The sequence below is a fragment of the Agarivorans sp. Alg241-V36 genome, assembly GCF_900537085.1.
GTDB lineage: Bacteria > Pseudomonadota > Gammaproteobacteria > Enterobacterales > Celerinatantimonadaceae > Agarivorans.
On the sequence record NZ_UNRE01000005.1, the window covers coordinates 408,711 to 434,914 of the forward strand.

Here is a 26,204-nt window from a genome sequence, read left to right on the forward strand (position 1 = left end):
TGAATTGCACTTAACTATTACTAAAACAAAGAGATAGCTCTAGTAACAGACTATTTACACTTAGCAATCACTTAACATTCGATAATGTTTACTGCTAAGCCACCGCGAGCAGTTTCCTTATACTTGCTCTTCATATCGCAACCGGTTTCCCACATGGTTTTGATTGCCTTGTCTAAGGATACCTTATGCTCACCACTGCCTCTTAGCGCTAGTCGTGCAGCGTTAATCGCCTTGAGTGCACCCATGGCGTTACGCTCAATGCAGGGTACTTGAACTAAGCCACCGATAGGATCGCAAGTTAAGCCAAGGTTGTGTTCAATGCCAATTTCAGCGGCGTTCTCGATTTGTTCTGGATTACCACCAAATACTGCTACTAAACCTGCTGCAGCCATAGAACAGGCTACGCCCACTTCGCCTTGGCAGCCTACTTCGGCGCCAGAAATAGACGCATTGGTTTTGTATAAAGAGCCAATTGCTGTAGCGGTGAGAAAGAATTGATTAATGGAATCTTGGTCAAGCGCCTGCACGTGGTGATGATAGTAGTGCAATACTGCTGGAATGATCCCCGCTGCGCCGTTGGTTGGTGCGGTAACCACACGACCACCGCCGGCATTTTCTTCGCTCACGGCAAGGGCATACAGGTTAACCCAATCCATAACATTAAGTGGATCAGAGCTGAGGTTACTTTGGGAGGATAACTGGCGCTTTAAAGTAGGTGCGCGTCGCGCCAGTTTTAAGCCGCCGGGCAAGATACCTTCTTCACTAATACCACGGTTTACACAGGCTTGCATCGTCTGCCAAATTTGTTGGGTGTACTGGCTAATAGTGCGGGTAGAGCAATGTACTTGTTCGTTGGCCGACACCACTGCAGCAATGCTTTTTCCACTTTCTTTACAGCGTTGCAATAAGCTTTCGGCATTTTCAAAGGGGTAGGGGTAGTTGTGGCTTACTGTGTCGTTGGTTTGGCCGTCTTCTATAATGTAACCGCCACCAATTGAGTAATAAGTTGCAGAGATGCACTTGCCATTATCTAGATGTGCATGAAAGCTTAAAGCGTTGCTATGCGTTGGCAGTTGTTTACGACGATGAAATACAATAGCACCGGTTTTTGGGAAGTTAACCGTTTTTTTTGCCAGCAAAGCCAACTCTTGAGTTTGCTCTACTGTTAGCAGCATTTGATCAACGGTATCAACGTCTACCGACTCAGGCGATTCGCCCAGCAAACCAAGTATTACTGCCTTGCCGGTGCCATGGCCTTTACCCGTAGCGCCTAGAGAGCCGAACAATTCCACTTTAATATGATCAACCCGATTGAGCTCGGCATTGTTGTCTAAACGCTCGGCAAAAAGCTTAGCTGCTTTCATCGGGCCTACGGTGTGAGAGCTTGAAGGGCCGATACCTATTGAGAATAGGTCAAATATACTTACCATTTTTATTCCTAGCTAAAGCTACTAAAGTTTCTTGAGCTATTAAGTTGTTAATTCTGAGGTTATAAGTATATTTAGTTATCTGCAACAATGAGAAGCGAAATCACGCAATATTTTAGCGGTAGCTCCCCATATCACATGTTTTTCTACTTCTATGAAGTAGACTTCCTCGAGTTTTCCTCTGCGTTTGAATTGATAAGCATGGTAATTATCTAGCTGTAAAAAAGGCAGCAATGGCAATACCATCACTTGGGCCACTTCATCATAGTTGAGTTTAAAAGACAGTGAATCGCTGGTGGTAGCGATAAATGGCCGCACTGAAAAGTTACTGACCGTGGTTTGTTTAGGTAACTGACCGTGTATGGTGAAAGCGTTGGGGTGGATGCCTATTTCTTCGTAGGTTTCTCTAAGCGCTGTGTGGCTCAGGTTAATATCTTCTGGGTCATGTTTGCCACCCGGTAAGCTAATTTGTGAAGGGTGATGACGGAGATGAGCGCTGCGTTGGGTGAGTACAATTTGTTCTGGTTCACCGGGCTTTGCGATAATTGGTAGTAACACCGCAGCAGCATGTTTAGCGGTGCGAGGTGAATCTTGTTTAGCAAGTTGCAGGAGAAAGCGCTGTAAATAATGCGTGGTTTCTTGGTGGGGCAAACCTTTCCTCCTACTAACTATTATTCAAGAACAGGTAAAATGCGGCTTAGCTTGTCGAATGTTTCTTGGTATTCGGCTTCTACTTTGGAATCCGTGACGACTCCGCCACCTGCCCAGCTGTAAATTTTTTGGTCTTCACATACCAAGGTGCGAATGGTGATGTTGGTATCCATATCGCCGTTACTCGATATATAGCCAATTGCTCCACAATAAGCGCTGCGGCGGCTCTCTTCAAGCTCTTCTATAATCTGCATGGCTCTTATTTTTGGGGCACCGGTGATTGACCCTCCAGGGAAACACGCTGCCAACAGTTGCTCGGCAGAATATTGCGGAGCTAAGTTTGCTCGAATCGTACTCACTAGGTGATGCACTGCCGGGAAAGATTCGATGGCAAATAATTTAGGTACCTCAACCGTGCCTGGGCTGGCTACTCTGCCAATATCATTACGCAGCAAGTCTACAATCATCAAGTTTTCGGCTTGGTCTTTTTCAGCCTTAAGTAGCTCGTTAGCTAATTGCTGATCTATGTGTTTATCGCTGCTTCTTGGGCGAGTGCCTTTAATCGGCTTAGTTTCAATCTCACCTTGCTTAAGGCTAATGAAACGCTCTGGTGATACGCTAAGAATACAACTAGTTGGTAAGCGCATAAAAGCTGAAAAGGGAGCTTGATTAGCTGATAGCAAACGCTGATAAGCTTCAGCTTCGTTTCCTTGATAGCTTGCCTCAAAGCGCTGAGCGAGATTGATTTGATAGCAATCGCCACTGAGTAAGTATTCTTGAACTTGCTTAAACTTCTCAGTGTAGCTAGCTTGGCTCATGTTACTTTGCCATTCACTAGTAAGTTTAAACGCTTCGACTTCTTGAGTGCTTTGTATATTTAGCCAAAGCGCTCGTTGTTCTAAGCGCTCTAGCGCTAGAGCTTCTTCGCCTACCTGATGCCATTGAATAAGCGTTGTCTGCTTGCTGTGGTGATCATAAATTAGCGCCCAGTCGTAAAAGCCTACAGCCATATCTGGGGTGTTTAAATCTTGGCTTAATTGTTCAGGTAATACTTCCAGGCTTCTGCCCAAGTCATAAGACCATAGGCCCAGCGCACCTCCTTCAAAAGGAAAATGAGAAGTACCTGTTTGAGAGTCTGGGAACAGTTGTTTACGCAGTGATTCGAGTAACTCAAAAGGTGGCTGTTGGCTGTGGTAATGGTCCACTCCCACGGTTACATCAGCGGTTTGCTCACTGTAACTAATAGTGGCAATGGGATCGGCAACCAAAATATCAAAATGATTATTTTCGTGAGAGTCGGCGGCCGATTGCAAAAAGCTGCACCAGTTTTGTTGAGCTAATTGCTCAAATAGTTGAGCGGGAGAAGTAGAAAAAGTTTTACTAACAATCATATAGGCAGTTTTGGATGACCATTCACTAAACAGAATTGAAGATGTAGATAAATTGTAAAAACTTAGCTTTAGGTTATAGCAGGCTTTGAGGCGCAAGGGTATCATAGGCGCTGAAGGATAACGACAACAACCCTAACAGCCAATTAAACAGCAACTATAAAAGCTGTTGATAATTAAAGGCAATAATAAGGAAACGTGGAGACTTTATGACCATCATCCGTAAACAGGACTTTATTGACAGTGTCGCAGAATCGCTGCAATTCATTTCTTACTACCATCCCATCGATTTTGTTACTGCAATGGCCGAAGCCTACGAAAAAGAGCAAAGCATTGCAGCTAAAGATGCCATCGCCCAAATCTTAATTAACTCTCGCATGTGTGCTCAAGGTTTACGTCCTATTTGTCAGGACACTGGGATTATCACAGCTTTTGTAAAAGTGGGAATGAATGTGCAATGGGACAGTGACTTAACTGTTCAAGAAATGGTGGATGAAGGAGTACGCAGAGCTTACACCAATCCAGATAATCCGTTACGTGCTTCTATTGTTGCCGACCCAAATGGTGCGCGTAAAAACACTAAAGATAATACACCAGCGGTGGTTCATATTGACCTAGTGGCTGGTGACAAAGTAGAAATCATGGTTGCAGCTAAAGGCGGCGGCAGTGAAAACAAATCAAAGATGGTGATGCTTAACCCGTCAGACTCAGTAGCCGAGTGGGTATTAAAAACCTTGCCTACCATGGGTGCGGGTTGGTGCCCACCAGGCATGGTTGGCATTGGTATTGGCGGCACTGCTGAAAAAGCTGCGGTTATGGCCAAAGAATCGCTAATGGATCCGGTCGATATTCAAGACCTAATGGCTAAAGGCGCAGAGAATGCTGATGAAGAGCTGCGTTTAGAGCTGATGGACGGCATTAATAAATTGGGTATAGGTGCTCAGGGTTTAGGTGGTTTAACCACGGTACTTGATGTAAAAGTTAAGTCTTGCCCAACTCATGCTGCGTCTAAACCAGTAGTGATGATCCCGAACTGTGCAGCAACCCGCCACGCACATTTCCACTTAGATGGCAGCGGTCCTGCAGTGCTTACTCCACCTAAGTTAGAAGACTGGCCAGAGATTACCTGGGATGTTGGCGATAATGTTCGTCGCGTAGATGTAAATAAGGTGACTAAAGAAGAAGTTGCTACCTGGAAAATGGGTGAAACGGTATTGCTTAACGGCAAGATTCTTACTGGTCGCGATGCCGCACACAAGCGTATTAAAGAATACTTAGAGCAAGGCAAACCATTCCCTAATGGCGTAGATTTTAATGGTCGCTTTATTTACTACGTTGGCCCTGTAGATGCAGTACGTGACGAAGCGGTAGGCCCTGCCGGCCCTACAACTTCAACCCGTATGGATAAATTCACCGATATGATGCTAGAAGAAACTGGCTTAATGGGGATGATTGGTAAAGCTGAGCGTGGCCCCGCAACCGTTGACTCCATTGCCAAGCACCAATCGGTATATTTAATGGCGGTAGGTGGCGCAGCGTATTTGGTGTCTAAAGCAATTAAGAATGCCAAGGTGGTGGCGTTTGAAGATCTAGGTATGGAAGCTATCTACGAGTTTGAAGTAGAAGATATGCCTGTCACGGTGGCGGTAGATGCTGATGGTAACTCGGCTCACCAGCAAGGACCGGCGATTTGGAAAGCTAAAATTGAAGAATTAGATGCAAAACTAAGCAAGTAATTCACTTAGCTTTGCAGAATAAAGCGGCTTAGGCCGCTTTTTTTTGTGCCATTTTTTTGTTTAACAGGTAATCAATTGAAAATGGACCAGCACCCCAAATGACATTAATCAATAGCATTAAACCCCAAAGCTGGTGGTCATAAAAACCGCCTGGCCACAACACCGGGTAAGAAACCACGGCAATAATATTAAACAAGAACAGCTTTAAGGCGAAAATACGGGTAAATAAACCAAGTACCAGAAATACTGGCAGGATTAGTTCAGCAGCGGTGCCTAGATAGGCTGCTAGTTCCCAGGGTAAAATAGGCACTTGGTACTCAAGCTCAAATAGATAAAGTGTTGAATCCCAGCTCGTAAGTTTTAAGTATCCTGAACGGAAGAATACGATGGCCACCCATATTCGTGTAAAGGTGAGTAGCAGTGGGATAAGCACAAACTGCATTAGCTCCACGGCTTTTAGGTACATATTATAAAGTGGCATCATGGGATTCTCCTCTCTCTGATGCAAAACTAAAATGGGATAAACGTTGCTGTTGAATTGATTCGCCGAGCAGTGGCTCTAGCTCCGCTAAGCAGTGTTGAGGTAACTCGCCTAAAGGACGTTGCTGCTGGCAATGACTAAGAAACTCGTAACTCACCGTGGATATTTGCTCTAGCTGCACTTCAAAATTTGGCTGCTTGCTGAATAACACAAAATCTTGCTCATCTAATTCAATAGCTTCAACTTGATCTTGCTGAACCATTTGGTAAATCGCGAATACAGGGTATTGGCTGGCTAACAAGGACTGATGTGGAGCCAAATGCAGTACTACATCTCCCAGTTGTTCTACGGGTATAGATTGCAGAGCTTCTACAGTGAAATATTGACTTGGCAAGGCTTGGCCAGCGGTTTGTTCAATGAGCCAATCTAGCTGAGCGATATCCGCTAAATAGGGGAGTTGAGCTAAGGCATCTTGTTGCTGCAAAAACTGATTAAAGCCATGGCCAAACAAGTTAAGATCACCTTGATTATGGCCATGCTGCAAAATGAAACTTTTGGCGACAAACTTAAAATAGTCTTCACCTACCAACTTCTGCACTGTGGGGTAGGTGGCGCTTAAGGCCTCGCTTAAGCTTAGTAGATAATTGTTTTGGTAGATTTGCATTGATTCATCAGGGCTAAGCGCGTTGTTGGCTAAACGTGCTTCAACACTCGTATTAGTCTGATTTAGCGAGTCTGAAAACTCTTGCTGCAATTGCTTAAGCACAATTCACCTCGCTTGTTTCTAAGTCGATGTGTTTGGCTTGTAAGACTTCTTCTACTAGCACATCTAAGCTAGGGAAATCACTGTCCCATTCAATAAGGGTAGGGATGTTGTTGGCATAGTACTGTTGGAACTGTCGATACAACTGCCAAACTGGTTCGCTTACCTTTTGGTTGTGGCTGTCAATTAGCACGGTTTTATTGTCGAGTTGCTTCTCGGTATAACCGGCTAAGTGGATCTCCTTCACAGCATCTAAATTTAGTGTTTCTAAGTAGGCTTGGTTATCCCAGCCTAAGTTATAGCCGCTGACATACACATTGTTTATATCCAGTAACAATCCGCAGCCTGTTGCATCAACTAATTGGTTAAGAAAGTCTGGCTCATGGATATGGCTTTCATGATAGGCCAAATAGGCAGAGGGGTTTTCGATAAGCACTTGTCTGCCTAAAAAGTCTTGTGCTTGGTTAACGTGCTCTATAAATACTCTCAAGCATTCTTCAGTGTAAGGTAAGGGCAGTAAATCGTTATAAAAGCGACCGTTAATGCTGCTCCAACTTAAATGCTCAGAGACTATAAAAGGATTAACATCATCAATTAATGCTTTTAGCTTCTCTAAATGTGGCTTGCTTAAGGCGTCGAATGAACCTAGTGATAAACCCACTCCGTGAACACTAATCGGACTATGCTCAGCGATTTGCTTAAGCAGATGATAGTCGTATGAGTGTGGGTTAAAGTAGTTCTCTGCGTGGATCTCTAGCCAATCAAGTTGCTGATGTTTGTTTAGCAACTGTTCTGCATAAGCTGAGCGCAGACCAAGCCCGTATTGTTTTTTTGTCATAGTGGTGTTCATTTGTACGAGGGAGAAGGGAGGCTGCCGAACCAAATCATCTTGGCTCGGCAGTTACAAATTAACTAGATTGTTTGCTACCACCAGTTAGTTTGTCACATAAGCCTTTTGGCAATACTACGAAAGCATCTGACTGGTTGTCAGCGGTAGCAGTACCTGCACATGAACTATTTTTAGTTGCACAGTCGTTTTTACCCGCTTTAGACACGCCGTAACACTTCTCTTTACCTGCAGCAACTGCTGGAGTAGCGGTAAGAGTACCCAATGCGATTAAACCAGTAACTGCTGTAGCGATTGCAATGTTTGAACCTTTCATAATATTTCCTTTATCAAATTGTGTCGTGTTAAGTACAACTTGTTCACTTAGTTGTAGCTAAAGAAACCGCATTACTACAGAAAAAATTTCGCAAGTTGTGAAAAAATATCAACAAATAAACAAAGGATTTTACATTTTTGTGCTTTAAGGCTTTTTGCTGAGGCCTGATGTACTGTGGCTTAAGCCTTGATTTTAATCGCCTTAAAATTGGCCTTTCTTTTTTTTGATTTTCTAGCGAATTTATATGTTGGCGAAATGTAAATGTTTGTTCGAATAAGCGGGGCTTAATATGTTTTAGGAAAATGCTGGTCCTTTTTGCTGCTTAAAGGCTTTGATATTTTGCTTGAGCGTTTTAAACGGGGCTTAAAAAAGCAGAGTATTAGCTAAATAAGGAAACTTCTTCTTCGAAAGCTTGTCTAGAAAGGACTTGTTACAAATACGTGCTTTTTCCTACTAATTAGTTAATCATATCAATACATTGTTTAAACAGGTTGAATTTATGAAACAAGTTATCTTGGCAAGTGCCTTGACACTATTGGCTAGCGCATGCACAACGGTTGTTGATGAAGAGCAAACTCAGCGCAAAGAACAGCAATATCGCGATACCATTATAGTTAGTGCAGAGCCCGGATTTACTGTGTTTAAACAGCAAACAGTTTGTAGTCATCCGCTATTAGAAGAAGCTCTGCGCAACCCACAACGCTCTGATGTGCAAGCTTACGATGCGTTTCATAAAGCCTTTGAACAAAAATTTGAAGACCTAGGCATTCACTATTTATCTCAAGCTGATGATAGTTGCGATTACTGGATGGCTTTTGCATTGCCCACCAGTCAAAAACTGAGTGATGAGCAATTGATGACCTTGTTTGGGGTGTCGCCAGGATTAGCTGATGACGGCAACCAAGGCTTTCAACGTGCCACCTTAATGATGAGTTTGTATACCGCGCAATCTAATTACAAAATGTGGCAGGTTAGCCTACAAGCCTTTGCGGAAGTAGAAACTGATGAAATGGGGCGTCGCCAAATAGCCATTAAGCCAGAGGGAGTAGAGTACGCGGTGAATCGTGTATTTGCTTACCTTAACGTGAAAGACGCTTCGTAAATTGCAGGCAAAAAAAAGCCCAGCTACAGGGGGCGCTGGGCGTTCAATTTAAGTATTTAATTGCAGTGGCATAGATTAAGACCCGGCGTTTTCGAGAAAGTTTCAAAAATCTTCTTTTTTTTCTTAAAAAAATCCGAGCTCAGCTCTCGTTTTTAGTTTCACCCGCAAATTATGCCCAGCGAATGATTGACATCTGAAGGCCTTAAACGTAGATTTTAAACAGGTGTTTTATTTTTAAGGTGTCATAGTGAGACAAGGAACTAAAAGTAAGATCCTCGATGCAGCCGAACGTTTATTCGCTGAACGAGGATTTGCCGATACCTCGTTGAGGTTAATTACTTCTCATGCCGAGGTTAATCTAGCCTCGGTAAATTACCATTTTGGTTCAAAAAAAGAACTTATCCAAGCTGTTCTTATGCGTTACCTAGAGCAGTTCATGCCCTTAGTAGATAAGGCCATGTTAGAGCACATAGAAGGCGACACTCCGCCTAATCTGGATCAGGTGTTCTCTTCGTTTATCGATCCCTTGCTTGAAATGAACCAAGTGAAGAAACACGGTACTGCGATGTTCCTACTATTATTAGGACGAGGATATACCGACAGCCAAGGGCACCTGCGTAAATTTATTACTCATCACTTTGGAGAAGTGCTCAGCCGTTTTCAAGATGCGGTGAGATTGGCTTATCCCGAGTTATCAGACAGCGATATATTTTGGCGTTTGCACTTCACCTTAGGAACAGTGGTGTTCACCATGGCATCTAGCACTGCTCTTAAAGATATTGCCAGTGCCGACTTTAATGAAGATTTAAATACCGAAGGATTGATCAGAAAAGTAATCCCCTATTTGGCAGCCGGTGTGGGTGCGCCAACTTAAAAAATAAAAACTATAAAGTACGTGAAATAAGGAATTGACCATGACTATTTTGTTGATGTTAGTGACCGCGGCGGTGGTGCTGTTATGCATACCCGATACGCGCAAAAAGCTGGTAACGCGACCTGCTTTTAGAGTGTTTAAGAAAATTCTTCCGCCCCTGTCTCAAACCGAGAAAGAGGCAATGGAAGCGGGTTCAGTTTGGTGGGACGGTGAGCTATTTGGTGGTAAGCCAGATTGGAATAAACTTCACAGTTACCCAAAAGCTACCTTAAGCGAAGACGAGCAAGCCTTTATGGATGTTCAAGTTGCTACGCTATTAGACATGCTTGATGATTTTGATATTGTGCAAAATCAACGTGACCTTCCTAAACAAGTATGGGATTACCTAAAAGCAGAAGGCTTTTTCGCACTTATTATTCCTAAAGCCTATGGCGGTAGAGAATTTTCGGCCATCGCTAACTCTACCATCGTAAGTACTATTGCTACCCGCAGTCTATCTGCCGCGGTAACAGTAATGGTACCAAACTCTTTAGGCCCAGGTGAGCTACTGCTTCACTATGGTACCCAAGAGCAAAAAGATCATTGGTTACCTGGCTTGGCAGACGGTACACACGTACCTTGTTTTGCCTTAACTGGCCCTGAAGCGGGTTCAGACGCTGGCGCAATTCCAGACAAAGGCATTATTTGTAAAGGTGAGTTTAACGGCGAAGAAGTGGTTGGTATTCGCTTAAACTGGAACAAACGCTACATTACCTTAGCCCCGGTAGCTACGGTATTGGGTTTGGCCTTTAAGCTTTACGATCCAGAAGGTTTGCTGGGTGAGCAAGAAGAGTTAGGTATTACTTGTGCCCTAATCCCAACTGACCATCCTGGTGTGCGCACTGGCGATCGCCACTTCCCACTTGGTTTAGCCTTTATGAATGGCCCAACCTTCGGTGAAGATGTATTTATTCCTCTAGATTGGATTATTGGTGGAGCTGATTACGCAGGTAAAGGTTGGCGTATGTTGGTTGAGTGTTTATCAGCTGGCCGTGGTATTTCATTACCTGCTCTAGGCACTGCTGTTGGCCATATGAGCTCACGCACAACCAGTGCTTACGCCTATGTTCGTAAACAATTTGGTCTATCAATTGGCCGATTTGAAGGTGTAGAGGAAGCGTTAGCAAGAATTGGTGGTATGACTTACCAGTTAGAAGCAGCTCGTCGCTTAACCGCTGGCGCCTTAGATTTAGACCAAAGCCCAGCCATTGTTACTGCCATTGCTAAATACCACATGACCGAAATGGCGCGTACCGTGTTAGATGACGCCATGGATATCCACTCTGGTCGAGCAATTCAGCTTGGCGCCATGAACTATCTAGGCCACGCCTATAACGGCGTACCTGTTGCTATCACGGTGGAAGGTGCGAATATTCTAACCCGTAACTTGATGATCTTTGGTCAAGGTGCAACACGTTGTCACCCTTATGTACTTAAAGAGCTACAAGCAGCAGCCAACCCAGATGAAGAAGCAGGTTTAGCTGAATTTGATAGCTTACTAATTAAGCATATTGGTTTTGGCGTAGGTAACTTTGCGGGCAGTTTATTCCAAGGTTTAACTGGTGCAGCGTTTAACTCTAGTCCAGTGTCTGGTGAAACAGCGGTTTACTATCGCCAGTTAACCCGCATGAGCCGTGGATTAGCACTGTGTGCCGATATGTCGATGCTAATTCTAGGTGGTGATCTTAAACGTAAAGAGCGAATCTCGGCGCGTTTAGGCGATGTATTAAGTAACCTTTACTTAGCATCTGCTACTTTGAAGCACTATGAAGACCAAGGCCGACCAGCAGAAGACTTACCTTTTGTTAAATGGGCAGTAGAACGTAACCTGCATGAAATTGGTATTGCCTTTGAAGGCTTCTTCCAAAACTTCTCAAACCGCGTTGTTGCTCGAGTGCTAAAAACCGTCGTGTTCCCATTTGGAAATCGCTTTAAGTTAGCAGAAGATAAGGTAAGTCATCAGATTTGTGAAACCATGATGACACCAGGCGCTGCACGAGAACGCCTAAGCCACTTATGTGTAACTAACGGTGGTGAAGGTGATGCGGTAGCAATTATTGAGCAAGCATTTTTGGCAATGTACAAGGTCCGTCCTTTAGAGCGTAAAATTGCTAAAGCGCAAAAAGCTGGCCAACTGCCACGTAAAGTGGCCTTAGATGAGATTGTAGATAAAGCCTTAGAGCAAGATATTCTCACCCAAGAAGAGGCTACAAACTTGCTTGAGGCGGATAAACTGCGTTACCAAGCCATCCAAGTTGACCACTTCGAACCTGGAGTGTTAGAGGCAAAAAATGCTCCAATAGAATCTGAAGTGAATGTCGCTTAGTCACTAATTTTCTAAGCAAAAAGGATGCTTTTAGCATCCTTTTTTATTGCCCGTTGCTTGTCCTAAGTAAGATGAGACAAAGCTATTAAGTGGTGAATAGCGCAATACTAGGTTTTTAGCGAGCTGAAGGGGAAACAGTGGTAAGAGGGCATTAAAAAAGCCAGCGTTCGCTGGCTTTAAAGTTTGTTGTTACAGCGACTTATCCGTACGCGAGTCTTTAAGGCTTTGTTTAACTTTACGTAGATTCTCGCGGAACTTCTCGCCTCGGCGTAAGGTAAAGCCGGTAGCTAGTACGTCAATTAATGCCATCTGTGCAATTCGAGAAGCCATTGGCATATATACATCAGTATCTTCTGGCACGTCCATCGACAAGACTAAGTTACATTCTTTAGCTAACGGAGAGTCTTTACTGGTAATGCCGATAACCGTTGAATCGTTTTGTTGGGCTAGCACTGCAATATCAATCATTGCTTTGGTGCGGCCGGTATGTGAAATCAAAATAATCACATCTTCTTCGGTAGCCACAATACAACTCATGCGCATCATTACTACATCGTCAAAATAACTCACGGGCACATTAAAGCGGAAGAACTTGTTTAATGCGTCTTGAGCAACCGATGCAGAAGCACCTAAACCAAAGAAAGAGATTTTCTTGGCTTGGGTCAATAAATCTACAGCGCGGTTTACCGCATTAGGGTCTAAACTGTTTTTTGCTGCTTCTAGGCTAGCCATAGACGATTCAAAAATCTTAGAAGTATAGGCTTCTGGGCCATCTTCTTCGTCAACATGGCGGTTAACGTAAGGCGTACCATTGGCTAAGCTTTGTGCTAGGTGCAGTTTAAAATCTGGGAAACCTTTAGTGTCTAAGCGCCGACAAAAGCGGTTTACTGTCGGTTCACTTACGTCAGCGAGTTTTGCTAATGCAGCAATACTTGAATGAATCGCCGTTTGAGGGGAGGCGATAATAACCTCAGCAACCTTACGTTCTGATTTGCTGAAGTTTTCTAAATTTTTAGTTATTTTTTCAAGCGTATTCATAATATCCGTTATTTTTAGCGCATTTGTTATGTCGACGTTGTCAAATGTAATAATTTTTCAACAAAATTATATGTCATACAATTACACAGACACTTTAGTAAAACAAGCTGAATTATGAGCAATCATAGACCAGGGAGGGATTTTATAGTTTGAGCTAGGTCTAATATCTTTGAAAATGAGTATGCAATTAGTAATTTACTAACGAAATTCTAGAACAAAAGCGGTAAAATTTGACGACATAAATATAGTACAGCCATCTTAATCACAGTTTGTTAGGATGCGTAATAATATTTTTCTATTTTTTGAACTTGGTATGAAGGAAAACAAAATGGCCGGTTTTGGTTTAATCGCCGACGTAGGTGGTACAAATATTCGCTTAGCTCTAGTTGAACTTAAAACAGGTGAAATAGGGCGTTTAAAAAAGTATTTATGTGCTGACTACCCAAGCATCGCTGACGTGATTTCCCTGTACCTAAAAGAACAGCAAGAAACAGTAACCCAAGCTTGTGTCGCCATTGCTTGTCCTACCGATAAAGATTGGATCGCAATGACCAATCACAGCTGGGCATTCTCTAAGAAAGAAGTACAAGAACAATTAGGCTTCGAAGGATTCCACGTAATTAACGATTACACTGGCATCGCGATGTCTATCCCAACTTTGACCGACGAGCAAAAGATTCAAGTTGGCGGTGGCGAAGCTAAAACAGGTGCGCCAATTGCCGTTTACGGTCCAGGCACAGGTTTAGGTGTTGCTCACTTAATCCATCACGACAGCGAGTATGTATGTATTCCGGGCGAGGGCGGCCATGTAGAGTTTGCTGCTAACGACGAGAAAGAAGCGCACGTATTGGCCTTTTTACAAAAACGTTTAGGTCATGTATCGGCAGAGCGTTTGTTGTCAGGCCCTGGCTTAGTAAACATTTACGAAGGCTTAATGGACATGCACGGTAAAACGGCTGAAACATTTGAGCCTTCAGACGTGACTACTCGTGGACTTGACGGCAGCTGCCCAGTTTGTGTTGAAGCAATGGAAGTATTCTGCCGTGCTTTAGGCTCGTTTGGCGGTAACCTAGCGCTTAACATGTCTACCTTTGGCGGCGTATATATTGCCGGTGGCATCATTACTCGCTTTATGGATTTCTTCAATAACAGCGATTTCCGCAAGCGTTTTGAAGATAAAGGTCGCTTTGTAGATTTTGTCGCCAAAGTACCGGTTTATATTATTACCGAAGAGCAACCAGGCTTACAGGGCGCTGCTGCTTACTTACGCCAAAGTAACGGCTACCGTATTTAGGCTTTATAGCGGTTTAAAGAAAAAGAAGCTTCGGCTTCTTTTTTTGTTTGAGTCAGCAAAAATTGTTTAAGAACTCGGCAGTTGCCAGTATTTAGCCAAAAAGTTATTGACCCAAACTTAAGTGATCCGTAATCTAGCGCCTCATTATTGCTAAGCGCAATAAGTCAAAAAAAGGTGACGTGTCCGAGTGGCTGAAGGAGCACGCCTGGAAAGTGTGTAAGGGGCAACCCTTCGAGAGTTCGAATCTCTCCGTCACCGCCATCTTCAAGTTTAAAGACGTCCAAGGACGTCTTTTTTCTTTTCTGAAATAAATTACCAACATTATTTACCTTGCTTTTATTGGCTAATTCAATCTGTAAAACTTTTGCTGCCCGCTTAACTTAAGGCCGCAGAGTAAGCAGACAGTGCTTTGAAAGTTCATGATGGATCCGGTCCATCAATGGTGAGTAACGCTGTCAAATCCTCTTGATTAATATGCCTGCATCGCAACAGGGCGATATTAACTAGAGGTAGGTATGTTTCAATCATTTATTCAATTTGGACAGCAAGTTTGCGTATCTGCAACACTTGCTTGTTTAAGTAAAAACGCGGGAGGTGCGCTATGAGCATCGCCCAACAATTAATCCAAAGCTCTCCGTATATTGCTTTGTTCGTCACTTTGGCGCTTGGCTATTTGATAGGTAAGATCACCATTGGTCGCTTTGTACTAGGCGGCGTTGCCGGTACTTTATTAATGGGTGTAGTCGTTGGTCAACTTGGTGTTGATATTGACCCTGGTGTAAAAAGTATTTTCTTTGCATTGTTTATTTATGCAGTAGGTTTTCAAGGTGGTCCTCAGTTCTTTGGCGCGTTAAACCGCAAAACCGTTAACGTTATTTTGTCAGCCGTTGTTATGACAAGCGTTGGTTTATTTGTGGTGTTAGGTGCTGCTTGGATGTTTGACCTTGACCGTGGAACGGCAGCTGGTTTAGCAGCTGGTGGTTTAACTCAATCTGCCATTATTGGTACCGCTGGAGATGCCATTGGCAAACTAGGTGGTATTACTGAAGAAGCCAAAGCCTTAATGCAAACTAACGTGGCTGTAGGTTATGCAGTAACTTACATCTTTGGTTCACTTGGTCCAATTTTGATGGTGACGTGGATTATCCCAACATTGATGAGGTGGGACATTCGTAAAGAAGCTATAGAACTTGCCGAGAAACAAAACGATGGTAAAACCGCGTTGTCGGCTGGTGAATTTAACGCGATTACAGCCTTAGACTCACGTGCTTATCGTATCGATGGTAATAGCGCGCTATTACATAAAACCATCGCTCAAGCTAACGATAGCTTGATTGATACAGCAATCGAGTTAGTGCAGCGTGAAGGTGAGGCGCTAGCTTCAAATGAGGTCACTTTTAGAGAGAATGATGTAGTAATAGTGACTGGTCGACGCTCTGCAGTTAAGCAGCAGGCAAGCTTGTTAGGTGAAGAAATTGATATTCCTAGTTCGGTAGAATTAGTTGAAGAAAATCGCCAACTTATTGCTACTAACTCTAAGCTAATCGGTAAAACTCTTGGACAAATTAAACAGCTAGCGCAAAAGTCGTTAACTCGTGGGGTGTACATCACTGATGTAAATCGTGGCGGAACTAGCCTAGAGGTAAATGCTGATCTAGTCATTGAAAAACACGATATTGTGCAAATTACCGGTAAAGCGGCAGACTTAAACCGTGTTGCAAATAACATTGGCCAACGTTTAGGTTCTGCCTATGTGACAGACTTTGTATTGTTTGGTCTTGGTATGGTTGTTGGTTTACTTATTGGTTTAATCAACTTCAAAATTGCTGGTATTCCCGTAACTATTGGTTCTGGCGCAGGCTGTTTGATATCGGGTCTAATGGTTGGCTGGTTACGCAGTAAAAACCCTAAAGTTGCTTCGTTCCCAATGGGTGCATCAAACTTTATTCGCGACTTTGGTTTGGCAGTGTTCGTGGGCATTGTTGGCCTGCAGGCTGGTCCTCAAGCAATTGACGCCATCCGTGAGCACGGCTTAACCTTACTTATGCTAGGTGTAGGTGTTACCTTAATTCCGCAAATTGTGGCTTTCTTCTTCTCTTATTATGTATTGCGAGTAAGAAACCCTATTGAGGCGCTAGGTGCTATAGCCGGTGGTAGAAGTGCTAACCCAGCGTTCGCAGCTTTGTTAGAAAAAGCTGGCAACGCAACTCCAGTATTCTCGTTCACGGTTACCTACGCAATTGCAAACGTATTGCTTACATTGTGGGGCCCAATCATTATCGGGATAATTACCACTAACGTTGGCTAATACGCTAACGCTAATTAAAGGGGCTCACTCATGTTTGCCTCTTTGATGCGGCAAGTAGACTGCCCTTAATAAATTACCCAGCAGCAAGTTCCTCACGGAGCTTGCTGCTTTTGCGTTTTAGCTGCTAATCATTATGCATTGCTTACATTGGCGGTTATTTTTTTGCGCTGAAAACAATGCTTGTGTGATTCTAATATAAAGTTACCAGCGATTAACCAGCTGCGGTTTAGCGCTTAACTGCCAAGCACTTACTCGAAAGGCGTTCGTCTTTCCTCTTTGTTTTAAATACGATTTTAATCAATGCTTTAGCTATCTAATATTTAAGCTGATTTAGAGCTTACAAAGTAGAATAAGCCTGGTTTTGTGGAGTTGATGGATCTGATCCTTCATTGGCGATTAACTCGATTTTTCTCTGTTACTTAATATACCTCCATCGCCAAGGCAGTTGCCTAGTGGACGAAAAGTAAACACTTAATCAGAAGGTATATAAAACATGTTAAACATCGATTTCTCTCAATTTGCAGACTTAAGCCCATTTGAATTAAAAGACAAATTGATCGATCTTGCTAACACCGTTCCAGATCGTGCATTGCTAGACGCAGGCCGTGGTAACCCTAACTTTTTAGCAACTCTTCCACGTAAAGCATTTTTGCGTTTAGGTGACTTCTCTGTTGAAGAAGCGGAACGTAACTACGCTTACCTAGATGGCGGCTTCGGTGGCATTCCTAATGGAGAAGGCATTGTTGAACGTTTTGATACCTTTGCAAAGCAATATGGTGATAAAGAGGGCGTTCAGTTTATTCAAAAAGCACTAAGCTACGCTAAAGATCGCTTAGGCATTGAAAAGCATGATTTTCTTAACGAGTTAGTATTGGCGTTCTTGGGTTGTAACTACCCAGTACCTTCTCGCATGCTAAGAAACATTGAAAAAGTAGTTAAGCAATACATTGGCGAAGAAATGTATGGTTCTATGCCAATGACCACTAACTTTGATTTGTTTGCCACAGAAGGTGGTACTGCATCAATGACTTACACCTTCGCCACAATGTTTAATAATGGTTTATTGAAAAAAGGTGACAAAGTTGCGCTTATCACACCTATTTTCACCCCTTACTTAGAGATTCCAGAGCTTGCTGAATACGAACTTGAAATTGTTGAGCTACGCCTAGATGAAACTACCTGGCAGCTTCCTGAGTCTGAGATTAACAAGTTAGCCGATACCGACATTAAATTACTTTGTGTAGTTAACCCAGCTAACCCTGCATCAGTTAAAATGTCTGATGAAACGCTAACCTTGCTATCTAACTTTGTTAATAGCCAACGTAAAGATCTGTTTATTATTACAGATGACGTATACGGCACATTTGCTGATGACTTTGTGTCGTTATTCGCAACACTGCCTTACAACACCTTGTGTGTTTACTCATTCTCTAAATACTTTGGTGCAACTGGCTGGCGCTTAGGCACTATTGGTATTCACGAATCAAATGTATTTGACGATGCGATGCGCGCACTACCAGAGCAGCACCAACTCGCTCTAGATGATCGTTACAAAACGCTAACGCCAACTCCACGTGATATTAAATTTATTGACCGTATCGTAGCAGACAGCCGCGCAGTAGCTCTAAACCACACTGCAGGTTTAGCCTTGCCTCAACAAGTACAGATGGCGCTATTTTCATTAACTTGCTTAATGGACATGGAAGACAACTACAAAGCGGCTTGTAAGCGCATTATCCGTGAGCGTTACCAAACTTTATACGGCGCAATGGGTGTAGCAGTTGAAGAAGATAAAGACCGTGTTGATTACTACACACTACTAGAGCTAGACACTATTGGTGGCAAGCTTTATGGCGACGAATTTGTTCGCTGGTTTAAAGAAAGTGGTAAAGGTCAATACTTCCTGTTCCGTTTAGCCCAGTCTACCGGAGTAATTTTACTTCCAGGTAAAGGCTTCGACACCGTGCACGCTTCTGTACGTGTTTCATTGGCTAACCTAACTCATCATGAGTACGAGTTAATTGGTCGTGAAACTCGCAAAGTACTAGACGAGCATTACGCTGAATTTAAAGCGCAATAAGCCCTGCTAAGGAGGCGCGATATCGCGCCTCTACCTTTTTTAGTCAAGTAGAGAAGTCGCATCATGAAAGGCATTATTTCTGTTCAATCCCATGTAGTTTATGGTCACGCTGGAAACAGCTCTGCAGTATTTCCACTACAGCGTATGGGCTTTGAAGTTTGGCCCGTTCATACGGTTCAATTTTCTAATCATACCCAATACCGTCAAGGTTGGACCGGTCAAAGTTTTCCAGCCAACGAAATCACCGATTTAGTTAAAGGCATTGACGCAATTGGTCAGTTAAACCAATGCCAAGCTTTAGTATCTGGATATCTAGGAAGTGCTGCTCAGGCTGAGTCTTTACTGGCTGCTGTTGCTGCAGTTAAACAGGCTAACCCTAAAGCTATGTATGTTTGTGATCCTGTAATGGGGGACCCAGATAAAGGTTGCATTTTAGCCGAGGGGATTAGCGAATACTTAGTTGAAAATGTAATGCCAAAAGCAGATGTGATTGTGCCTAATCAATTTGAACTGAGTCGTTTTGTAGGCATGCAGATTACTAATCTACAAGATGCCATTGATGGGTGTAACCAAGCCTTAGCTAAAGGTCCAAAAGTAGTTTTGGTTAAACATCTTCATAGTTTAACTAATGGGCAGTTTAGCATGATGATGGCCGACGCCAGCGGATGTTATTTAGTTAAGCGTCCTCAATTGGAATTTGAAAAAGCACCAGTAGGCGTAGGCGATTTAATCTCAGCCTTATTCACCGGAGGTTTATTGAAAGGTTGGCCGCCAGTTATGGCTTTAGAGCACGCTAATAATGCTAGTTATGGTGTTCTAAAAGCAACCCAACATAATGGCGAGTGGGAATTACAAACCATTTTGGCACAAGACCAGCTCAGCGAGCCTCACTACAGCTTTTCAGCAGCAAAAGTGGCTTAAGGAAACCTAATGTTGAACTTATACAAATTAACATCAGTGTTACTGCTAGCTACAGTGCTAAGCGCTTGCTCGTCTAGCCACGGCTTAGATAAACGGGTGAGTGAACTTAACTATCAGCAAGTTGAGCTAACTGGCGATACTTCCTCTAAGGAACCACTGCGTTTTTGGGGAAATCAAGCACCAGACTTTCTTTACGATGAAGTCACCAAAACAACGGTACTAAGTTCAGATTCTGATTCATTGAATATTCTTGCTTTATCTGGCGGAGGCGCAAATGGTGCATTTGGAGCGGGAGTCGTCAACGGTATGTATCAAACTGGAAATTTGCCCGACTTTAGCATCGTAACTGGCGTAAGTGCCGGTGCACTGATTGCGCCTTTTGTATTTGTTGGAGGCGACGAGATAGAAGTAATGAAGCAAGTCATGCTGGGTATTAGCGATAAAGCTATCCTAGCCAATCGAAATTACTTAAATGCCATTTTTAAAGATGGTATAAGCACAGGCAAGGGCCTTAATAGCTTTATTGAGGCTACGTTTGATGAGCAAATGATCGCCAAGATCGCCGCTAAACATAACAGTGGTAAGCGTTTGTTTATCGGCACTACGCATTTTGACTCAGGTAAGCAAGTGGTGTGGAACCTGGGGCAAATTGCTGCAAGTAATCATCCTCAAAAAGACCTGCTCATTCACCAAGTTCTGGCTGCCAGTTCGTCTATACCAGGGGTTTTTCCTCCGCAATTTGTTGATGTAAGCATAAACGGGGAAGCGTTAGAAGAAATGCATGTAGATGGTGGTCTAAGTGCTCAAATGTTTGCCGACCCTGCAGGTTTTGATTACGGCAAAATTGCCCAAGCTTTAGGCATCAATAGCTCGCCAAATATTTATATAGTGCGTAATGGCCGGTTAGATTTACCTTACCAAACACTAAAAGACAAGGGTGTTCAGCTACTAGGGCGCAGTGTGCAAAGCTTAACCTTGAATCAAAACCGCGGAGATCTGTATCGGATTTTGTATTTTAGTGAGAAACACAACTTTGATGCTAAGTTCACCTACGTAAGCGAAGATTTTACCAAAGTTAAAAGTACTAAAAAGATGTTCGACCAAGACTATATGCAGGCCTTGTATAACTACGGTTATCAAAAAGCAATTAAGCAACAGTGGTATACCGAGTTGCCTTAAGGTTTATCTCTAAGTACTAAGCTGCTGTGTGGGTAAGGCTGGTTGGCTTAACTTGTTTTGCCCAATTCCTTGGCAGGATACCGCTCACCTGTTAACCGCAGCATTGCTCTATTTATTGAAGCTAAGGGGTCGGCTCTATTCGGTTAGTACCCGGTTAATAAACGAAACGCTTGCCGATGAACGGCTAGGGATGCCAATTGGTCGATTTCACCTTACTGAATAATTTTTAGTCCATTCGGGTAATAAAGGTTTGCTCGTCATCCACAAATGCCACAAAGCCGCCGTGATAGATAAACACTCTGCCTCTACCCTCAACCAGGCAGGCGAGCTGTGGATTCAAATCTTCTTCGTTATCCTGACTTTGAAAAGTGCCGGTATCGGTGATTATGCCGCTGAGTGTAGGCAAATACCCATAAGTACGCTTGGCTTGATCAATCAGGTTCAATTCGCTAGTGGTAGAGAAACAAGAGGGAATCGCGCCGGCTTCTTCGATAAATAGTGTTTTCAGTTCTTCAAAAGCTGTAATCACCAGCCAGTCGATGCCATTTACATGATGGATAAACATAGAGTTTCTCGGTAATTCTGATGCTGAGATTTTATCACTATCAGAGGAGAACGTAGTAGTGATTTAGTGACTAAAAGGCAGTAATGCTGTGCGAATACCTGCCTTCACTGGACCTACTTGAAACACGTTTTTTGTCCAAAAAGAAGATAGTATTATGCTTACTTTCGAGCTGTATTAAGACTCGTTACTTTGTAAGTTATTTATATTTATTACTTCAGTCTTCTTTCGTTTATGTAGTCGACGACTAATGATTCAATTTCTTTCTTAATTTCTACTACCGCTTTCGAGCGCGGCGCCCAAAGCGCAATTGGAAAGCGAAAATCCTCTTTTACTTCTTCTAAGTTTAGTTTTTGCAATTGTAGTAAATCGCCAAGACCTTCAATGGTTACTCTAGGCAATAATGCCCAGCCCACACCTTGTTGAACCAAGCTAAGTAATAATGAGTAGTCTTCGATAACTTCATAGTCGGAGGAGAGTAAGATTTTTCTTGATATATCGTCATCTAAATAAGCTTTCAAAATTAATTGTTTACTGGTCTTTAGCGTACTAAATAACTGATTGCTAGGCAGCGATGTTAGTGGACTGGTTTTAGCAGCATATAATCCAAAGGTAAGGTAGCAAAGAAAGGTGATATCGAAGCTAGTAATAGGGGTTCGTTGGTCTACGTTTACAAAGCCGATTTGTATAGAGTCATCCTCTATCCCGGCTTTTATTTCATCTTTGGTTTTTATTAGAAAGTTAACGGTCATGGCTGGATATTTTTCTAATAGCAGCTGACGAATGTTAACTAATAGTTCGCTGGGGATAAGGCTGGTATAGCCAATCGTAAGGCTTTCGAGTTGGCCATAAGACAAGCTAAGGGCAATTTTATTAAAGGATTTAGCTTGCTCTATGGTTACTTTGGCGTAGCTATATAGCATTTGCCCTTCGCTGGTTGGGTTGGCGCTTCTGCCAACCCTTTCAAATAACTCAACTGCCAGTTGATCTTCAAGGTTGGTGATCACTTGCCCAATGGTGGTTCTATGTTTGTTGAGTTTTACTGCCGCTTCGCTAAACGAGCCTTTTTCATAAACCGCTACAAAGGCAGCAAGTTGCTCCAAGCTAAAATGCATGAGGATTTGATCCTTCAATTCCGATTATCTCTGAAGAAAGCATAGCACTATTCTAGGCAGCAATATAAATACCACTTGTGCTGTTAAAGAGTGAGCTCATGACAACTAAACCTAGTTTTACCCGCAGCGCACTAATGGCTAACGTTGGTGCGGTGGCTACGTCTTTGCGTATAGCGTCTAAGCAAGAAGCGCTATACCTTGAGCAAAGGTATAGTCAAATGATTACACCAGGCGCAGAACCTTTACTGCCGGTATCTGCTGCATTAAAGGGGTTTTCAGTAGAGCAGTATAGGCAAGCACATAAAAACTTTAGTCCCAATCATTTTTTAATGGGGGGAGACGACGCTCTTATTTACAACTCGCATCTCAATCATTTTTTGCCTTCATCAAGCGCTAAACCACACCAAGTAGGCGACTCACTGCCGAGAAACATCAAGCCTTTGATTGGGGACTTAAGCATTAGCGGCGAGCAAACACCCGCAAGCAGTTTAAATGACTACATCTACCTGGCGGATAGCCGAGTACAGGGCTTAATTATTGTTCAAGCCGGCGAGGTGGTATTTGAACGGTATCCGGGTATGACCGCGGAACAAAATCATGTTTGGATGGGGCTATCTAGTTTGGCGATTAGCCTAGTGTTTGCACTACTTATCACAGAAGGAAAAATAGATGTAGACCGTTCTGTAAGCGTTTATTTGCCGGAGTTACGCTGCACTGCTTGGGATGGAGTAACTATTCGACAGGCGCTTAACGGAAACACTGGCCTAGACTTATCGCCGACACAGCATGCTTTGTTTGACCCAAAGTCTTATATTTCGCGCTTTATCGCCGCTGAGTTTGGACGAGCAAATAGCTACCCAGGGCATCAAGAAAGCTGGTTAGATGTGGTTAAGCAAATCAAAAAGTTCACTGGCGTTAGCTCCCATAGTCAACAAGGCATTAGCCCTGTAAGCCAAACTATTCTGGCCTATATTGCAGAAACCATAGACCAGCTTCCTTGGACGCAACTTTTTGAAAACCGCGTATGGGGCAGAGTTAAGGCCAAGGCGCCGATACTAGTGACTTTAGCGCCAGATGGAACCGCTTTATGTCATGATTTCATATTGTCTACGCTAGAAGATGCTGCGCGTATGGGAATGTTGCTATGCCCCAGTGGTTCAACAATATCTGCTAGTCCAGTATTACCTAGCAGCGTAATAAAAAGCTTCAGAACATCTAGCAAAATCGCTCGAAATAGCGCCTTGCATGCCTTTAAGTTCGACAAATGTTACGACGACGGCTCTCGCTATCTACAAGGCAGCTTTGGGCAGGGCATGTATATCGATGCTAAGCGTGATTTTGTTGCTGTGTATTTCTCTTCCAAGCCCTTTGAACCATTGGATAAGCCCAGTTGTTTGATGGAGTATTTACGCGCTGTTTCACAGCAGTTTCATTAGTGCTGAGGACTTGATCCTTCATTGGCGATTAACCATTAAAGTGTGGTGGCTTTAAGCTTTCTGCAATCCTTTCAACACGAAGACTTAACTATGTTCCATGAATATTTACCTAAAGAAATTGTGGTTGGAGAGATTTACTTTCCACCACTACTGATTGCGTTTGGTGTCGCCTATTTAGCTGCAAACTTCACTATGGCCTTGATTGGCCGTTTGGGAGGAATGAAGTACTTATATGTGCCGGCGCTGGTTGAGTTGTCACTACTAGTGATCTACACGGTAGCTCTTAGCCGCTACGTTTTTCCTGCTTAATAACAAGGCCTTTTCATGAAAACTAAAATACTAACGATATTGCTAATGGTTCTAGCTGCCACCTTAGCTGGTTTAAAGTATCAGCATTACTTGTCTAACCCTTGGACTCGTGATGCGCTAGTAAGAGCCAATATTGTGGAGATCACGCCTCGTGTTACTGGGCCAGTAACGTCTATATATATATCTGACAACCAACGGGTTAAGCGCGGTGAACTGCTGTTTGAGATCGATGACAGTGTTTATAAAACAGCAAGCCAGCAAGCCAGTGCAAATTTAGCACAGGCAGAAGCAGTGTTAGCTAGAGCAAACAACGAGCAACATAGAATGAGTGCCTTAGAAAAGCGCACTCCGGGCTCGGTACCAGTAATAACCTTAAACAACTTACAAAATGATGTACTGTCTGCACAGGCAAATGTTAAGGCTGCTTCTGCAGCGCTAGAAGCTGCGAAACTCAATTTAGGTTTTACCAAAATTTACGCCAGTAAAGATGGCTATATAACTAACTTTAATTTGGCTGAAGGGGCACATGTTGTTGCGAACCAACCGGTAGTGGCCTTAATTGATGAAACAAGCTTTTGGATTGAGGGATTTTTTAAAGAAACCGACATACAAGCTATGCAGCAGGGTAACCTAGCGCAGATCACCCTAATGAGTTACCCCGATACTCCACTAACAGGCCAAGTGACTAGCATTGGTTACGGTATTGCTCAGGCTGATGGCACTACCAGCACTCATATGTTGCCAAGCGTAAATCCAAACTTTGAATGGATACGCCTTGCACAGCGCCTTCCAGTTAAGATCACTGTCACGGAGTTACCCGCTAATGTGCAACTAAGGGTAGGTACTACTGCTTCGGTAATGATTAATAAGCAGGTAAACGCTAATGAACGCAGCTAGCATTAAAGCCATAAAGGTAGCTGCTAGTTTAAGCTTAACCATTGTTCTTGCATTAAGCTTTGGTTGGGAGAAGCCCTACTGGGGAGCGATTGCAGTAATAGTAATGGCTACAACAGAGAGTTATAGCCATGCCTTACATAAGGCAAGGCAACGTGTAATAGGCACAGCAAGTGGTGTAGTACTAGGTTTTACTTTATTAGCGTTATTTGGACAACAGCGAGAACTGTTTCTGCTTAGTGAGCTGGTACTTGGAGGCCTTGCTGCTTACATGTCTGCGCGCTCTCGTTATGCCTACGTATATAAAATGTCGTTTATAGTGGCAATTATTGTTGCTTTGGCCAGTGGTTTAAGTGAGAGCCTAAGCTTTAGTCTAGCGGTGCTTAGAGTGCAAGAAACCTTGTTGGGGGTGGTATGTTATTCGCTAGTCTTTAGCTTACTGTGGCCAGAGCTTAAAGATCCTAAAGCTCTCCCTAAGCAAGTTATTCGAACCAAGCAAGAGGGTGGATTACGGGCGTTTAAGTTTGTAGCAGTAACATTAGTCAGTTGGTCTTTATGGATTTACTTGCCAATACCAGGCGGATTTATGTTTCCGCTAATTGCTGCAACCTTGGGGCTTAGTCTGATTGAGTTTCCTTACCATTATCTTAATAAAATTTTGGGCTTGGTATATGTTTGGTCAGCTGTAGTGCTTAGTCAATATGTATTTGTGTTACCACTTTTAGATAGTGTGTGGCAGCTAGGGGCATTTTACTTTGTGAATGTGTTTCTTGTATGGCATTTTTTCCCTAAGGAAAACCAACTGCCAATGCGTATTCTGGGTGGTCAATTTTTGGTGCTACTAACGATGAACGCACAGCATTTAAGGCCAATATTTGACATTAACTCGTCTTTGCAAATGTTGTTGTTTCTAAGTCTAATTTTAATCACCGTTCGCTTTGTTGTTCATCTGGTTGAAACTTTTATGGCTAGCGACGCAGAGCTTCTTCATGAGTGAACTCATTACCAGCTTTATATTCCTTTAGGCGGTGTTCGAACCGCTTAGCTTTGTCTTGGTGTTTATCGAGTCGCTGATAAACACCTCATCCCCTAAAGCACCAAACAGCTATGAGAGCAAG

At 43.1% G+C, this 26,204-nt stretch carries 23 protein-coding genes and 1 tRNA gene; 14 read left to right on the top strand and 10 right to left on the bottom strand.

The genetic code is table 11. The features are described from left to right. Positions 1-71 precede the first annotated feature (71 nt). The 3 genes from G6R11_RS13730 to pabB form a co-directional block, all read right to left on the bottom strand. Positions 72-1,430: an L-serine ammonia-lyase gene (locus G6R11_RS13730; protein ID WP_163133636.1), complete on the bottom strand. Its 1,359-nt coding sequence runs from the start codon at positions 1,428-1,430 to the stop codon at positions 72-74. A 75-nt stretch (positions 1,431-1,505) separates the two neighbouring features. Beyond that, entirely contained in the window at positions 1,506-2,078 is a 573-nt protein-coding gene (locus tag G6R11_RS13735; RefSeq protein WP_163133637.1) for a CoA pyrophosphatase, read from the bottom strand. A 20-nt stretch (positions 2,079-2,098) separates the two neighbouring features. Next, on the bottom strand, positions 2,099-3,469 hold the full coding sequence (gene pabB, locus G6R11_RS13740; RefSeq protein WP_163133638.1) for an aminodeoxychorismate synthase component I: 1,371 nt from the start codon (positions 3,467-3,469) through the stop codon (positions 2,099-2,101). A 206-nt stretch (positions 3,470-3,675) separates the two neighbouring features. Between pabB and G6R11_RS13745 the strand changes: the two genes are divergently transcribed. Further along, on the top strand, positions 3,676-5,202 hold the full coding sequence (locus G6R11_RS13745; RefSeq protein ID WP_163133639.1) for a fumarate hydratase: 1,527 nt from the start codon (positions 3,676-3,678) through the stop codon (positions 5,200-5,202). A 28-nt stretch (positions 5,203-5,230) separates the two neighbouring features. Here the strand turns inward: G6R11_RS13745 and G6R11_RS13750 are convergent, their stop codons facing one another. The 4 genes from G6R11_RS13750 to G6R11_RS13765 form a co-directional block, all read right to left on the bottom strand. After that, the gene (locus G6R11_RS13750; protein WP_240352473.1) at positions 5,231-5,686 is read right to left on the bottom strand and encodes a DoxX family protein; all 456 of its coding nucleotides are present in this window, start codon (positions 5,684-5,686) and stop codon (positions 5,231-5,233) included. Next, positions 5,670-6,449, bottom strand: coding sequence for a DNA-binding domain-containing protein (locus tag G6R11_RS13755; RefSeq protein WP_163133640.1), 780 nt, complete (start codon positions 6,447-6,449; stop codon positions 5,670-5,672). Before G6R11_RS13755 ends, G6R11_RS13750 begins: the two co-directional genes overlap by 17 nt. Then, positions 6,442-7,284, bottom strand: coding sequence for a DUF692 family multinuclear iron-containing protein (locus G6R11_RS13760; protein WP_163133641.1), 843 nt, complete (start codon positions 7,282-7,284; stop codon positions 6,442-6,444). Before G6R11_RS13760 ends, G6R11_RS13755 begins: the two co-directional genes overlap by 8 nt. Before the next feature lie 70 nt (positions 7,285-7,354). Beyond that, positions 7,355-7,609: a DUF2282 domain-containing protein gene (locus G6R11_RS13765; protein WP_163133642.1), complete on the bottom strand. Its 255-nt coding sequence runs from the start codon at positions 7,607-7,609 to the stop codon at positions 7,355-7,357. Positions 7,610-8,108: 499 nt separating this feature from the next. Between G6R11_RS13765 and G6R11_RS13770 the strand changes: the two genes are divergently transcribed. The 3 genes from G6R11_RS13770 (at position 8,109) to G6R11_RS13780 (ending at position 11,950) form a co-directional block, all read left to right on the top strand. Then, entirely contained in the window at positions 8,109-8,711 is a 603-nt protein-coding gene (locus G6R11_RS13770) for a hypothetical protein (protein ID WP_163133643.1), read from the top strand. Positions 8,712-8,958: 247 nt separating this feature from the next. Then, positions 8,959-9,585: a TetR/AcrR family transcriptional regulator gene (locus tag G6R11_RS13775; RefSeq protein WP_205472823.1), complete on the top strand. Its 627-nt coding sequence runs from the start codon at positions 8,959-8,961 to the stop codon at positions 9,583-9,585. Between the two features lie 40 nt (positions 9,586-9,625). Next, positions 9,626-11,950 (top strand): acyl-CoA dehydrogenase, encoded by a 2,325-nt coding sequence (locus G6R11_RS13780; RefSeq protein WP_163133644.1) that lies wholly within the window; start codon positions 9,626-9,628, stop codon positions 11,948-11,950. A gap of 189 nt (positions 11,951-12,139) precedes the next feature. Here G6R11_RS13780 and G6R11_RS13785 read toward each other — a convergent pair whose 3' ends face one another. Beyond that, positions 12,140-12,988 carry a MurR/RpiR family transcriptional regulator gene (locus G6R11_RS13785; protein ID WP_016401844.1) on the bottom strand — a complete coding sequence of 283 codons (849 nt, stop codon included), beginning with the start codon at positions 12,986-12,988 and terminating at the stop codon, positions 12,140-12,142. A gap of 313 nt (positions 12,989-13,301) precedes the next feature. On the opposite strand from G6R11_RS13785, the gene G6R11_RS13790 reads away from it, so the two are divergent. From G6R11_RS13790 to G6R11_RS13815, 6 genes are all read left to right on the top strand, one after another. Then, positions 13,302-14,282 carry a glucokinase gene (locus G6R11_RS13790; protein ID WP_304503127.1) on the top strand — a complete coding sequence of 327 codons (981 nt, stop codon included), beginning with the start codon at positions 13,302-13,304 and terminating at the stop codon, positions 14,280-14,282. Between the two features lie 173 nt (positions 14,283-14,455). Continuing rightward, positions 14,456-14,543, top strand: a tRNA-Ser gene (locus tag G6R11_RS13795). Positions 14,544-14,883: 340 nt separating this feature from the next. Continuing rightward, positions 14,884-16,590: an aspartate-alanine antiporter gene (aspT, locus tag G6R11_RS13800; RefSeq protein WP_163133645.1), complete on the top strand. Its 1,707-nt coding sequence runs from the start codon at positions 14,884-14,886 to the stop codon at positions 16,588-16,590. A 493-nt stretch (positions 16,591-17,083) separates the two neighbouring features. Continuing rightward, on the top strand, positions 17,084-18,670 hold the full coding sequence (locus G6R11_RS13805; protein WP_163133646.1) for a bifunctional aspartate transaminase/aspartate 4-decarboxylase: 1,587 nt from the start codon (positions 17,084-17,086) through the stop codon (positions 18,668-18,670). Between the two features lie 63 nt (positions 18,671-18,733). Then, positions 18,734-19,591, top strand: a complete 858-nt coding sequence (pdxY, locus tag G6R11_RS13810; RefSeq protein WP_163133647.1) for a pyridoxal kinase PdxY — start codon at positions 18,734-18,736, stop codon at positions 19,589-19,591. A 9-nt stretch (positions 19,592-19,600) separates the two neighbouring features. After that, positions 19,601-20,770, top strand: coding sequence for a patatin-like phospholipase family protein (locus G6R11_RS13815; protein ID WP_163133648.1), 1,170 nt, complete (start codon positions 19,601-19,603; stop codon positions 20,768-20,770). Positions 20,771-20,996: 226 nt separating this feature from the next. On the opposite strand, the gene G6R11_RS13820 is transcribed toward G6R11_RS13815, so the two are convergent. After that, positions 20,997-21,335, bottom strand: a complete 339-nt coding sequence (locus G6R11_RS13820) for a cytosolic protein (RefSeq protein WP_163133649.1) — start codon at positions 21,333-21,335, stop codon at positions 20,997-20,999. 209 nt (positions 21,336-21,544) lie between these two features. Beyond that, entirely contained in the window at positions 21,545-22,447 is a 903-nt protein-coding gene (locus tag G6R11_RS13825) for a LysR family transcriptional regulator (RefSeq protein ID WP_163133650.1), read from the bottom strand. Between the two features lie 98 nt (positions 22,448-22,545). Here G6R11_RS13825 and G6R11_RS13830 point away from each other — a divergent pair, with 98 nt between their 5' ends. From G6R11_RS13830 to G6R11_RS13845, 4 genes are all read left to right on the top strand, one after another. Further along, the gene (locus tag G6R11_RS13830; RefSeq protein WP_163133651.1) at positions 22,546-23,883 is read left to right on the top strand and encodes a serine hydrolase domain-containing protein; all 1,338 of its coding nucleotides are present in this window, start codon (positions 22,546-22,548) and stop codon (positions 23,881-23,883) included. Positions 23,884-23,973: 90 nt separating this feature from the next. Further along, on the top strand, positions 23,974-24,192 hold the full coding sequence (locus tag G6R11_RS13835; protein ID WP_163133652.1) for a DUF1656 domain-containing protein: 219 nt from the start codon (positions 23,974-23,976) through the stop codon (positions 24,190-24,192). Between the two features lie 15 nt (positions 24,193-24,207). After that, entirely contained in the window at positions 24,208-25,089 is an 882-nt protein-coding gene (locus tag G6R11_RS13840) for an HlyD family secretion protein (RefSeq protein ID WP_163133653.1), read from the top strand. Then, the gene (locus tag G6R11_RS13845; protein ID WP_163133654.1) at positions 25,076-26,083 is read left to right on the top strand and encodes an FUSC family protein; all 1,008 of its coding nucleotides are present in this window, start codon (positions 25,076-25,078) and stop codon (positions 26,081-26,083) included. The genes G6R11_RS13840 and G6R11_RS13845 overlap by 14 nt, the downstream gene beginning before the upstream one ends. Positions 26,084-26,204: the final 121 nt, after the last annotated feature.